General features: G+C 49.8%; 12 protein-coding genes. 5 read left to right on the top strand and 7 right to left on the bottom strand.

Going from position 1 to position 12,951, the window contains the following annotated elements:
- Window position 1: 1 nt before the first annotated feature.
- On the bottom strand, window positions 2-1,033 hold the full coding sequence (hpxD, locus tag AC6I8R_RS20845) for a Rieske 2Fe-2S domain-containing protein (RefSeq protein WP_208725945.1): 1,032 nt from the start codon (window positions 1,031-1,033) through the stop codon (window positions 2-4).
- Window positions 1,034-1,160: 127 nt separating this feature from the next.
- On the opposite strand from hpxD, the gene AC6I8R_RS20850 reads away from it, so the two are divergent.
- Together AC6I8R_RS20850 and AC6I8R_RS20855 are read left to right on the top strand one after the other, a co-directional pair.
- Window positions 1,161-2,078: a LysR family transcriptional regulator gene (locus AC6I8R_RS20850; protein WP_497832808.1), complete on the top strand. Its 918-nt coding sequence runs from the start codon at window positions 1,161-1,163 to the stop codon at window positions 2,076-2,078.
- Between the two features lie 64 nt (window positions 2,079-2,142).
- Entirely contained in the window at window positions 2,143-3,528 is a 1,386-nt protein-coding gene (locus tag AC6I8R_RS20855; RefSeq protein ID WP_497832809.1) for an RHS repeat-associated core domain-containing protein, read from the top strand.
- A gap of 83 nt (window positions 3,529-3,611) precedes the next feature.
- Here the strand turns inward: AC6I8R_RS20855 and msrA are convergent, their stop codons facing one another.
- The 3 genes from msrA to AC6I8R_RS20870 form a co-directional block, all read right to left on the bottom strand.
- Entirely contained in the window at window positions 3,612-4,148 is a 537-nt protein-coding gene (gene msrA, locus AC6I8R_RS20860; RefSeq protein ID WP_415173517.1) for a peptide-methionine (S)-S-oxide reductase MsrA, read from the bottom strand.
- Between the two features lie 65 nt (window positions 4,149-4,213).
- Window positions 4,214-4,999: a type I methionyl aminopeptidase gene (gene map / locus AC6I8R_RS20865; RefSeq protein WP_415173516.1), complete on the bottom strand. Its 786-nt coding sequence runs from the start codon at window positions 4,997-4,999 to the stop codon at window positions 4,214-4,216.
- Window positions 4,996-5,241 carry a ParD-like family protein gene (locus AC6I8R_RS20870; protein WP_208725940.1) on the bottom strand — a complete coding sequence of 82 codons (246 nt, stop codon included), beginning with the start codon at window positions 5,239-5,241 and terminating at the stop codon, window positions 4,996-4,998. The genes map and AC6I8R_RS20870 overlap by 4 nt, the downstream gene beginning before the upstream one ends.
- Before the next feature lie 206 nt (window positions 5,242-5,447).
- On the opposite strand from AC6I8R_RS20870, the gene AC6I8R_RS20875 reads away from it, so the two are divergent.
- Window positions 5,448-6,590, top strand: a complete 1,143-nt coding sequence (locus AC6I8R_RS20875; protein ID WP_415173545.1) for a mechanosensitive ion channel family protein — start codon at window positions 5,448-5,450, stop codon at window positions 6,588-6,590.
- 92 nt (window positions 6,591-6,682) lie between these two features.
- Here the strand turns inward: AC6I8R_RS20875 and AC6I8R_RS20880 are convergent, their stop codons facing one another.
- The 3 genes from AC6I8R_RS20880 to AC6I8R_RS20890 form a co-directional block, all read right to left on the bottom strand.
- Window positions 6,683-7,702: a DUF481 domain-containing protein gene (locus tag AC6I8R_RS20880; protein ID WP_497832810.1), complete on the bottom strand. Its 1,020-nt coding sequence runs from the start codon at window positions 7,700-7,702 to the stop codon at window positions 6,683-6,685.
- Window positions 7,703-7,762: 60 nt separating this feature from the next.
- Window positions 7,763-9,580, bottom strand: a complete 1,818-nt coding sequence (locus AC6I8R_RS20885; protein WP_415173544.1) for a sensor domain-containing phosphodiesterase — start codon at window positions 9,578-9,580, stop codon at window positions 7,763-7,765.
- A gap of 528 nt (window positions 9,581-10,108) precedes the next feature.
- Window positions 10,109-11,011 (bottom strand): LysR family transcriptional regulator, encoded by a 903-nt coding sequence (locus AC6I8R_RS20890; protein ID WP_244634062.1) that lies wholly within the window; start codon window positions 11,009-11,011, stop codon window positions 10,109-10,111.
- Window positions 11,012-11,133: 122 nt separating this feature from the next.
- Between AC6I8R_RS20890 and AC6I8R_RS20895 the strand changes: the two genes are divergently transcribed.
- Together AC6I8R_RS20895 and AC6I8R_RS20900 are read left to right on the top strand one after the other, a co-directional pair.
- Window positions 11,134-12,441, top strand: coding sequence for a nucleobase:cation symporter-2 family protein (locus AC6I8R_RS20895; protein ID WP_497832811.1), 1,308 nt, complete (start codon window positions 11,134-11,136; stop codon window positions 12,439-12,441).
- Window positions 12,438-12,914, top strand: coding sequence for a nucleoside deaminase (locus AC6I8R_RS20900; protein ID WP_497832812.1), 477 nt, complete (start codon window positions 12,438-12,440; stop codon window positions 12,912-12,914). The genes AC6I8R_RS20895 and AC6I8R_RS20900 overlap by 4 nt, the downstream gene beginning before the upstream one ends.
- The last annotated feature ends 37 nt before the right edge of the window (window positions 12,915-12,951 follow it).

A 12,951-nucleotide genomic window follows, 5' to 3' on the forward strand; every position in this document is an offset into this window, starting at 1 on the left:
GTTACACCAGGAAAAATTCACCGAAGCCCATACGTTTCAGGCCACGACGATAGGCAATGGAACTGCGGTCGGCCGGGATATGGGCCTCGAGCGCCAGGTCGAGTGGCAGGCGCTCCGGCATCTGGGTTTCCACCATCAACCGATCTTCCTCAAACACCCGCTGGTTAAAGGCATGCACATCTTCTACCGGGATATGCAGATCAAAGTTGCGGGCGATGGGAGCAAACATCCGGGTTTTACGTGCCGAAACCGGTGATGCCGCGTTCATGATCACCAGTCGGGCCTCGCCAGGGAAATGAATGGTCAGCGTGGCGGTAAAGGGCAGGTGCATCTCAAAATGGCGCAGCCATTCAAATCCTTCCGGTGCCTGCTGGCCGCTGTCGGCGGCGAAATTACTGACCGAGCTCCAGTAATCCACCGCGAAACCGTAAGCGGTTTCAACCGGATTGTAGGGCGGTACTACCTGATTAGTGGCATCGGCGAAAGTCTCGGTGTGGACCCACGCGAAATGGGCGACGTCGAGAAAACCTTCCACCTGACGCCCGGCAAAACCATTCACATCAAAGCCTGGACAGTTAATTTGCTGGAATCCGGCATCGTCCCAGTGCGGCATTACCGGCAAAGGTGACGGGTTGTCAGCATCCGGTGCCATGCATACCCAAATCAGACCATAACGCTCCTCAACCTGATAGTTAATCAGATTCAGTTTGGCGGGGATGGGCTGGCCAGGACTGGAGGGGATACGGTTGCATTTGCCACCTTCACCAAACCGCAGGCCGTGATAAGGACAAACCACCCCCTCTTCGTCATGAAAACCGAGGGTCAAGGGGACGCCACGGTGTGGACACACATCGCGCGCCACCACGGCCTGGCCTTTGATGCGATAGACCACCAATTGCTCATCCAACAGCACCGCTTTGGTAGGGGCACCGGTAACGTCGCAGGAGCGGGCAACCGGGTGCCACTGGCGAGCCAGGCGCAACCAGTCATCGGGTTCAAATGTACAGTGGGCGGGTGGGGTGAGGGTATTCATAGCGATGTCCTGTCAGTAGCTCACAATAAACTCTTCATTTTTGTCTGGTCATTGTGAATAATCAGGCCTGTACAAATCCATCAGCATTAATTCAATTCTGTGTTGCAAAAAACTGTACAGGTGAGCCATGAGTCCATTTTCCCGATTTGCCGTTTATTTTGCTGAGGTGGCGCGTAGCGGCAGTTTGCGTAAGGCGGCGGAGAAGCTGCACGTCTCGGCATCCGCCATCAACCGGCAAATTTTGCAGGCTGAGGAGAGCTTCGGCACGGCATTGTTTGAACGCCTGCCCGACGGCTTGCGCATGACGACGGCTGGAGAACTGTTGTATGACGATGTGATGCGCTGGCAACGTGAGTTTCGCGTTACCCGCCAGCGTTTCGATGATATCCAGGGCCTGAAACGCGGCAATGTCAGTGCCGGGCTGGTGCAGTCATTGACCAAAGGCAAGGTGGCCGATGCGCTGGCGGATATTGCCCGCCAGCATCAATGGCTGCGGCTGGAGCTGACGGTAGACAACAGCCATGCCATCAGCCAGCGGATCCGCCAGTCGGAAATTGATTTTGGTTTGATTCTCGACCCGGCCGGGCAGAGTGGTCTGGATGTGCTGGCCTTTGCCGAGCTGGAGATGGGGGTGGTCCTGCCGCCGCAACACGCGCTGAGTGGCCGCAACGCGTTATCGCTGAGCGAGTTAAGTGGCGAACGACATATCATTCCCGGCGAGTCGCTGGTGGTGCACGAACGTGTCGCGGCGCTGTATCGCAAGCAGGGTATGGCACCGGATAACATCATCGCCTGCAATGATATCCGTCTGATCCGCAGTCTGGTGGCGCAGGGCACCGGCATCTGTGTCCTCAGTCTGCTGGATGTGATGAGTGAGGTGGAGGAGCAACAACTGTGTTTCGTACCGCTGAAAAATAGCGTGCTACGCCCGTTGACGCTGGCGCTGTGTACCGCACCCTCCCGTCAGTTGTCGCGTGCGGCACAGCAGGTGATTCAACGCATCACTGCGGTGATTGAGGAGATGATGCCGCAACAACATCGCTAAGTACTATTTGCCGGACGTCGGTGCGCTTAACGTGAAGCGATGACTCCAGTGAGGAATTATTGCGATGAAAGAGGCTTCAGCGTTAAACAATAGCTATGAGCGTTACCGCTACGTCTGTGCAGGTCAACGCGTCACAAAAGCAACCTGTCAGCCAATAAAACAGGGAATGCACCAGCAACAAGTACGTTACCTTACGGGGCTGGAATTACGTACGACCAATATGACTTCTCAGATGAACGAAGATCTGCGTGTCATTACGCTCAAAGGTGTGCGTATTTTGCACTGGCAGCGGGGCAAGCCTGAAGGTGTCGATATTTATCAACCACGCTTTTCTGTTGCCGATCGCAGTGAAAACATCCGGTTTGAGCTGGATGGAGAGGGGAATATAATCAGTCGGGAACACTATTATCCATTTGGTGGGACATCTCTTTGGGCAACAGCAAGACAAATAACGTCCCATTACAAAACCCTGCGCTATGCTGCTAAAGAACGCGATATTACCGGATTACTTTACAACCGCTACCGTTATTACGCTCCGTGGATGATGCGCTGGATTAACACCGACCCGGCAGGAGGGGTGGACGGAATTAATCTTTTCAGGATGGTGAAGAATAACCCGGTTACCTTCACTGATGAGGATGGGCGAATTACCGTTAACAAAGAGGAGATGATGGGTGCGGGCTTTGCGATTTATGCCTTAGCGGGTGCAGCATGGGTGTCAGGTTCCGAACTCGAAAATTTTGAATTCTGTTCTGCGATTCTGGGCAGTGTGGTAGTAGGGCTTTCCTTCGTGCTGGATAGTGTATTCAAATACTCGCAACAGCAGGACGAGAAGAAGAAAAAAACAGAAGAATTGAACAATGAAATTAACGCATTGGGGAAATTAGCGGAGGGGTATCTTGGTGAGTTTCATCCTATTGAAACTGAAGACTACAGGATGCGTGATATCACTGTAGTGGGTAAAAATGATAATCAGTATCCTGCGATTACGTACACTCTCCGTGATGAAAAGAGGAAATTATATTTTTCTTCACACGGAGAAGTTTCAGGGAAAGGACAACCTGTAATTAATGGGATGAACTATAGCCCTGATGATTTTTATGAGTATTTAAAAAGATTCCACCAAAATTTCGATGCTGACTACGATACGCTTGTAGTAACTTGTTGCAATACACCTGATGGCGCGAAGAAATTTGGCGAGGAATTGCGGGATATCACAGGGAAAAACATTATCACTTACTCAGGATTATATTCTTCTGTAAATAAATACAAAAATTCAATCATGGAGAAGGCCAGCACCAGGCTTTCAGCAGGGCAATCCCCTTCCCTGGTAACGAGGTACTTGAGAGATGAAGAAAGTAAAGGAATACTGATTTACAGAAGAATGAATGGTGACAGAAGTAAATTTCTTCGTTTTGAATCTAATGTCAAAGAGCTTAGTCGGCATTAATAAATGGCGATGGGTTAAATAAAACAGAAAACGTATTTATTATATATCAGGGTAAAAGTAATTTATTACCCTGATTATAATGACTAAATATCCTTGGCTTTTTTGGGGAACTTTTTACGTAATTTTTGCAGTTTGGCCGGGATATTCATCATACAAAAGGCGTTTTCCTGGCCCTCTTTCTCCCAGAAATTCTGATGGTAATCTTCTGCCGGATACCATTCGCTTAGTGGTTCCAACTGCGTCACCAACGGCAGGCCCAATTCCTCTGCTGCACGCGTGATGCCCCGCTCAGCGGCGAGGCGTTGTGCTGCCGAGGTTGGGAACAGCGCGGAACGGTAACGGGAACGTTCGACGCCATCTTTGATATTGGGCTGAGTGGCATCGTGAGTGGCGAAGTGAATATCCAGCAGGTCGTCGTAGCTGACGGTATCAGCATCGAAAACGATGCGGACCGCTTCGGCATGACCGGTGGTGTCGCTGTACACCTGGTCATAAGTGGGCGCGACGACATGGCCGCCGATATAGCCACTTTCTACCGAAATCACGCCATCAATGGATTGGAAAATCGCTTCAGTACACCAGAAGCAGCCACCGGCAAAAATTGCGCTTTCTTGTTTCACACTTACACCCTGATCCTGAGATAAATGGTTTACCCGTAGCGGCGCGATTTATCGCGCCGCTACGATCAAATCGCTTCGTATTCGCCCGTACCATCCGGCCACGGCGTCAGCAGATCAAACCCGGTTTCCGTCACCGCCACGGTGTGTTCCCACTGGGCCGACAGAGAACGATCCTTGGTTACCACCGTCCAGCCATCGGACAACACGCTGGTGCCCGCTTTACCGGCATTGATCATCGGTTCGATGGTGAAAATCATGCCTGCTTCCAGCGCCAGACCGGTGCCCGGCGTACCGTAATGCAGAATTTGCGGTTCACCATGATAGATTTCACCCACACCATGACCGCAATATTCACGCACCACCGAGAAACCGGCTTTTTCCGCCACCTGCTGAATCGCGGCACCAATATCCCCCAGGGTGGCACCCGGTTTAACTACGCGAATCCCGGCCACCATCGACTGATAAGTGATCTCCACCAGACGTTTGGCTCGTACCGATGGCGTGCCGACGAAATACATCCGGCTGGTATCGCCGTACCAGCCGTCTTTAATGATTGCCACATCGATATTGACGATATCGCCGTCTTTGAGTTTTTTCTCACCGGGAATGCCGTGGCACACCACATGGTTGATTGAGGTGCAGACGGTGCGGGTATAGCCGTGATAGCCGATATTGGCGGGAATGACCTTTAGTTCATTGACGATGAAATCGTGACAGATGCGATCCAATTCGTCGGTGGTCACTCCCGGTTTCACGTAAGGCGTGATCATCGCCAGCACTTTGGCGGCGTCGTGGCCTGCTGCACGCGCCAGTTCGATTTCCTGCGCGGAGTGCAGTTTGATGTTGTTCATTGCGCAATTCCCTGCGTAGTGGGTAAAGAGGTGTTGAGCAGCTGCGCCAGATCGGAGCCGCCATCAATTTCCACGCGCATCAACAGGCGTGTTAACTCCTGATGACTAAGCTGCGGGTAAAGCTCGGCCAGCATGCCGATTTTCATCCAGTGTTCCGCCTGCGCGTTAATTGAGCGACTTAACGCCGTACTCGCCACGCGCAGGTTCTCATGCATCAGATCGGAGATTTTTACGATTCCCATCACCTAAGCCCTATATGAAACGTATATGTTTTATATAAATCTTACGTTAAGTCAGGAAATCTTAAAAGAAAAATTTTAGCGAAGCGTTAAATCTACGATTGGAAATCGCACGGCAGTAAAGTCAATGCATTGTTTCAGCCTGGCATTTTCCATTATTTAAACCATTATTGAGATGACAATGTAACACTCACCTTGGGGGGAACATGATCGAAAATAACCTGATGTATCAGCATTTAAAAGAGTTACTTCTTGAGCCTGAATTATGGCTGCGACTAATCACCGTGTTAGTTGGTACGGTTGTTATATATATTGTGATTAGATCTATCCTGCGTTTTGTTACACATCGCATAACTCGTTATGTTGAGGGGCGAAATTCACGAGTCATGGGTGTAGTTGGTGAGATACTTCACAACACCAGTCGCATACTTCTATTTATCTTTTCATTTTTAATAGCATTGAAAATGGTGGAATTACCTGACTCATGGCGCGATGCGGTGGCACATGGATGGTTTTTGGCGTTAATTTTTCAGTTCTCACTATGGATAGATAGTGGCATTCGTTTATGGTTACAGCGGTTACTGCATGACCCATTAAATGTTCGTAACCCGGTTACGACAGTCATTATTGGTATTCTAATAAGAGTGATGTTATGGGTCGTCACTTTCCTGGCCATCCTGTCTAATATGGGGATCGATATTACGGCATTGGTTGCCAGCCTTGGCGTCGGCGGTATTGCGATTGCACTGGCTATTCAAACCGTTCTGAGTGATGTTTTTGCTTCATTAGCTATCGGTTTTGATAAGCCATTTGAGCACGGCGATTTCATTATCTTTGGCAACATTGCGGGTACAATTGAGCATATCGGCCTAAAGACCACGCGATTAAGAAGTTTAAGTGGAGAACAAATAATCTGTTCAAATACTATATTACTACAGCAGACGATTCATAATTACAAGCGGATGCAACAACGACGTATAGTTTTTAAATTTGGTATCAGTTATGAAACGCCTGCCAAAAAAGTTAGCCAGGTTGGTGAGTTGGTGAAGGAGATTATTTCAGGTAACCCGGATACTCGTTTTGATCGAGCACACTTCTTTGCTTTTGAGGACTCAAAACTCACCTTTGAAGTGGTCTATTTAGTGTTGACTTCAGATTATAATAAATATATGGATATACAACAGGATATTAACTTAAAAATAATGGCTGCGCTTGAAGAGCGTGATATTCGCTTTGCCTTTCCCGTTCGACGGATTGAGTTCGTTGATAAGGGTGTTCCGAATTCATTTGTGAGCGAGAGGGGAAGCGCTGAAGACGAAAAATGCGTTAATGACACTCAAGCCAGAATATGAAAATGGGACCTGGAGGTTTAATTTGTAGCGATGTATTTTTTTTACATCGCTACTCTTCGCGGAGTCTGATTTTATTACCCGCCAACAGTGTGTCACCATTTTATACCTACTCCGGTATCAAAAATGTTTTCATTTAATGTCTCGCGAGTGCCACTCACAATATTATGATGATAACTCATTTTTAGTGATGACCAGGATGTGAGTGTATAACGTAAGCCAATCTCAGAGTCCAGCGAATAGATAGCATGCCCCCCCAGAGAGTGACCCAGTTCCCCTGTGCTGTATAGCGTGAAGTCATTGTCATTAAGATATCGTTCATAGTCCCAACGTAAGGTAGCCGCAGTATGAGTATCAGTCTCACCATCGCGATAATTATATCGAAAACCTCCGCCCAATACGGAGAGGGAAAATGCACCGAACTCATTGTCCCAAAGTTGATACCCAGGTCCGGTGCCGATTAGAATCTGACGTGTAAGGTCTGCTATCCAGTCACGTTTATAACTGGCACGAACCTGCCAGAAATATTGCTCATGGAACATATAATCGACAGCATGTCGCAGGCTGTAATTATCCGTATCGACCTCACTTTCCTCTTTATGGCGCAAGAAGGAGGCATCTGTAACATGGCGCCATTTCCCTTTTCTGGCTTTAGTATTTAATGTCAGATCATAGTTCTCGCTATCGGTATTGGATCTTATGAGATTGATACCGGCATCGATATTTCCTGTGATATCCCATTGATCGGATCGGGTCTTCGCCTGCATAAATGCAGCGATACGACTGACCGAAACCTTCTCATCATATTCAGGAGCGACAACATGAACATACCCAGGCGTGGAAGGATAGATGTGGATGGTATGTTTTTCACCCGTTTGTTCATTTTGCAGCAAAATTTCCTTTTCACTGAGCAAGGTGCTGACAGATTTCCATTCCAGCGAAATTTCACCGGCATAGTCAGTCTTGATTTTCAGCTTACCTTTGCTCAGTGTTACGAGAGAACCTGTCAGCCGATCACCATTGGTTAACCAAACGGTATCAGCATATGTGTGGAAAGGAGTGAGCAGACATGGCATGAGCAGGAGGCCGTATGGTGACTTCAATGTGATAAACACCTTATAAGCCTCTTTTTTGCATTGTCGTGTCATGCATTAAAGCAAAAATTAGAAATAAATCTAAAATTTCCGACGATAAGGCACGGATTTTGGAGTGACCACACAATTGCGCAGTTTCCATGCCAGCCAGTCGTCGAGTTCTTCCTCTCGTAAAGGGTGGGAGTAAAAATATCCCTGTGCCTGGTCGCAACCAAACTCTTTTAGCGCTTCGAGTGTTTCCTCATTTTCCACCCCTTCAGCCAGCACCATATAATCCAGTTCCTTCAGCATGGAGATGATACTTTTGGTGATGATGCGTGAAGCGGTATCGGTGGACAGGCCATTAATGATTGAGCGATCCAGCTTGATGACATCCAGCGGCATGCGGCGCAGATAGCTGATGTTGCTGTACCCGGTGCCGAAGTCATCCAGTGAGATGCCAAAGCCCCGAAGTTTCAGCATTTCCAGGCCATCAATGGCAGCCGGGCTTTCGATAATTCGTTCGGTTTCGAGGCATTCAATACCGAGCAACGAGGTTGGCAAGCGGGCGTCAATCATCAGCTTTTCGAGCCAGTCGGCAAAGCCCTTTTTGCTAAAGTCACGGACGCTGACATTCACGGTAATCGGGAGCTGAATCGCACTATGCTTGAGGCGTTTCAGACGATCTATCGCATGAGTGACTACCCATACCGTCAGTTCTTCTATTAACGTGGTCGGCTCCGCGAGGGGAATGAATTCTGCGGGTGCCAATTCTCCCCTGATGGGATGCGCCCAGCGGATCAGCGCTTCAAGACCGAGCGGTTCACCGCTTTGCAGGCAAATTTTCGGCTGATAAACCAGGTACAGCTCGCGGTCATGTTTGAGCGCCGAGGCCAGATCATTCACCAGGGTGAAATCTTCTGTCCGGCGTTCATCGGACGCCAGGCTGAAGCTCATAGCGGGGACACCACGGCAGATGGCTTCATGCAGGGCGCTGACGGCACGCCGCAGAATCTCATGTGCGGAAAGTCGCGAGGGGATAAAGTCCGTCTCTCCGGTGTGGGTGGTCAGATCAACCGACAAACCTTCTCCCATATCGGCACTGATACCCTCAAGCCTTGCGGCAACCCAGGTGGCGCTTAACCGACTGTCTTGTTTGGTTAATACCGCAAAGCGCCCTGTCGCAATGGTATACAGCAACGCATCATTGCCGGGACGCAGGCGTAAGGGCAGCAGCGTAGCCACATCTTTAAGCAGCCCCTCAACCGGAGCCATCCCCAGAGAACGTGCCAGCTCATAGGCTCTGGGCATATCAATACAGTCGATCAACACCAGGCGGCGTGGCGTGTTATCACCGGAAGACGCGAGAGATTGAAGATCGCGTATCAGGCGTTGGCGGTTAGGCAGACCCGTCACCGGGTCGGTGTAACCCACCGCATGCCATGCTTCAAGAAATGACATCACCAGTTCAGCCAGTAACTTAAGGGTATTCACCTGGTCCGGGCTGAAGGGATGGGATTGGCGGTCAACCACGCACAGACTGCCAAGTACCATACCTTCCCGATTTGTTAGCGGCACCCCGGCATAGAAACGAACAAAAGGTTCACCCACGACAAAGGGATTGTTTGCGAAACGGGGATCCTGCCAGGTGTCATGGACGACCATGGCACCCTCACCGTCAACCACATACTGGCACATCGAATCAACCCTGGCGGTTTTCCCCACCAAAAAGTTGTGCGCGACTTTTATATATTGGTGGTCATCGTCCATCACCGAGATAAAACTACTCGGGATACCCAAGGTTTTACTGACCAGACTGGTAAATTTTCTCAGTACATCATCCCGGCTTTCATCCGGGTCCCGAAGTACCTGCAATGCGAGACGCTGGCATCCATCTCCACTACTGTCGTTTATGTACATCATTCCTCCGCCCTGACCCTGATTCAGATGCGAAAATTAAAATGAAAACGAATTATGTAAACCTGGTTAGCCGTTTATTCCGACAATGACAGGTCGTTTTTAAGTTGATTATCATAGGCTTGTCGCCAGATTTTGTCATTCTTATTTGTCTTAATGCATTCTTTGCGTCTGCGAGACGGCAATCGAGAGTCATTGAAAAGAAAAACCCGCACGGAGCGGGTTAAAATGCTGCACATTTAATTCAGGAAAATTCTCGTACGCAGCACGTTGCTGTGTGTGTGCTTTGCGTTGCTATAATAGCAACGAGCGTGGCGGTGTACAGAAAATGATCGGCGAATTAAATTGACCGTGATGATTAGATTTTTAATCCCAGGGAATTATTCTGCCAGGAAGAAGTTTTCCAGATATAAAAAAGCACAATTAATTAATCAGATGGCAGCAAATATATTTTATGGGTTTGTATTTATGATGATAATCACCGTGAGTAACATGTTGAAAAGAATAATAAGAAATGGTGAGCCATTTTTTTCAAAGTGTCGTGCTATTTCCCGCAGCATCTCGTTCAAAAATTTTATTTTTAATCAGTCGGTCAATCAGCCAGCTTAATGCACGTCCGGGCTGTTTCTTGCGCGACCATAGCAGGTCCACGCCGACAACCCAATCGGTATGCGGGTATTCCTGCTGACGCAATTCCGTCAGCACACCTTGTTCCAGCTCACGCTGCACAAAAATGCGTGGCAGGGAAGCCCAGCCCAGTCCGGCAAGCGCGGCATCAATCATGGCGTTGTAACTCTCCACCCGCCAGGTCATCGGGCTGCCGAGATATTCTGTGGTGGAGATGGTTTTCTGCTGCTCACCGAAGGTGATATGTCGCCAGCGATGGAGATCGGCAAATGACACCGGCAGACGTTGTGCTAACGGATGTTGTGAGCTGACCACATGCACCATGATCAGTTTGCCTAACTGCGCGAACTCAATGGCATCGCTGTCTACCGGGCGAGACATTGAGATACCGACATCCACCTCATTTCGTCTCACCATCGCCTCCACGTCACCCTGAAAGGGTTCACGCACATGGATATCCACTTCCGGGAAATGCATAGCAAATTCGTATAGTACGGCGGCAACGGTGGTGTAGGGGACTTCAATCGCCAGGCTAACGTGTGCCTCGGTTTGGATATTGAAGGCACTGACCCGCTGCTCCAGCGCGTTGCATTGCTCCAGAATGGTTTTGACATATTCCCGCAGAGTCTGGCCTTGCGGGGTAAGGCTGATTTGGCGTGGGGTGCGCACAAACAGGTTGAGGTTAAATTCGTCCTCAAGGTTGCTCATCGCCATATTCACCGAGGATTGTGAACGCTTCATCAACCGTGCGGCAGCGGAAAATGATCCTGAGCGGGCAACCTGCTCAAAGGTCATAAGTTGATCCAATGAATACTTCACCTGACACCCCACCTTTCAGTTTTATTGAAAGCAGCTAATTATTGGTTGCCATTTTTAATTACATATAGTTGGGCGGTCAATCATTCAATGGTTCATTTTCAGGGGGTTGTATGGAAAGCGTGTTAAACAGCGGGCAGGCGGAAAATCCGCTCACCCTCCGACGTATTCTGTCGCTTGGATTCCAGCATGTGTTGGTGATGTATGCCGGCACCGTAACGGTTCCGCTGATACTGGCATCAGCGCTGAAACTGTCAGGCAGTGAGACTATCGTGCTGATCAATGCCTGTTTACTGACCTCGGGATTAGCCACCCTTTTACAGTCGTGGGGAATAGGGCGTTTTGGGGCGCGTTTGCCGTTGATTCAGGGCTGTTCTTTCGTGGTGCTGGGGCCGATGTTGATGGTCGGGCATGAGTTTGGTCTGACCTCAGTATTTGGTGCGGCGATTGCCTGCGGATTATTCACCCTGCTGGTTGCCCCGATTTTCAGCCAACTGGTGCGTTTTTTTCCGCCGGTGGTGATTGGCTGTGTGATTACGTTAATCGGTATCTCGCTGATGCCCGCCGCCGCGATCTGGCTGGGTGGTGGCAACCCGGATGCGCCTGATTTTGCCAGCGTAGATAAACTATTGTTGGGGGCTGGAACCTTAATCATTACGCTGATTTTCTACTGTGCGACCCGTGGCGTGCTGCGTAACTTCAGTATTCTTTTCGGCTTGTTTTGCGGTTCGGCACTGGCATACCTGGCAGGAATGACGGATTTCTCTGCGGTCACCACTGCTGGTTGGGTGGGTTTTAGCCTGCCATTTGCCTTTGGCATGCCGGAGTTTCATATCGCACCCATTGTGGTGATGTGTCTCTCCATGCTGATTGTGATGACCGAAACTACCGGCAACGTGCTGTTGATCGACAAACTGATCGGCCAGCCCACCACTTCCCGCCGCCTGGCGGATGCCATTCGGGCCGATGGACTCTCCACCATGCTCGGCGGCTGCCTGAACAGCTTTCCGTACAATGCGTTTTCGCAGAATGCCGGTTTGATAATGTTGACGAAAGTGACCAGCCGACTGGTGCTGATTGCTGCGGGGGCGATTCTGGTGGGCTTAGGCGTGTTCCCGAAATTAGGCGCGATCATTGCCGCCATTCCCAGTCCGGTGTTGGGTGGCGTCGGTATTCTGATGTTTGGTATGACCATCAGCGCGGGTATTCAGGAGCTGAAAAATACCGATTTCAATAATGAAAAGAACATCCTGATTATCTCTGTCTCGGTTGCCGTGGGGATTGTTCCGATGGCCTTTCCGGCAATTTTCCATGTCCTGCCGCCCTCCTTAAAACTGATTTTTGACAGCGGTATCTTCCTGGGCGGTTTCACCGCCGTGGTATTGAACGCCATCCTGAATGGTTATGGAGCACGCACATGATTGATGACCAGGATCTTCACTTTCTGCGTTTATCGAATGAGGTCGGCAGGCGCGCCATCGCATTAGGCAAACATCCGTTTGGCGCAGTGCTGGTGGCACCGGACAATCAAACCGTTTTGCTGACGCAATGCAATATCGACACGGTGAACCATGCGGAATCGACCCTGGCGCGCATCGCCGCCAGCAACTTCCCGGCGGAATATTTGTGGCAATGCACGCTTTATACCGCCGTTGAACCCTGCTGCATGTGCGCCGGAACCATTTACTGGGCCAATATCGGTCGGGTGGTATTTGGTATGAGTGAAACGCGTTTACTGGAATGCACCGGCAGCCATGAGGAAAACCCAACCATGAGCCTGTCGGCAGCAGCGGTTTTTGCGCATGGGCAGAAACCTATCCGTTTAATCGGCCCGGTGGCTGCGTTGGATGAGGAAACCTTTGCGCTGCAACAGTCGTTCTGGCAGAAACGTTAAGTAAACCGTAGCGGCGCGATTTATCGCGCGGATTTGT

Source organism: Pantoea sp. X-Soil-OKNW-713 (genome assembly GCF_059730685.1).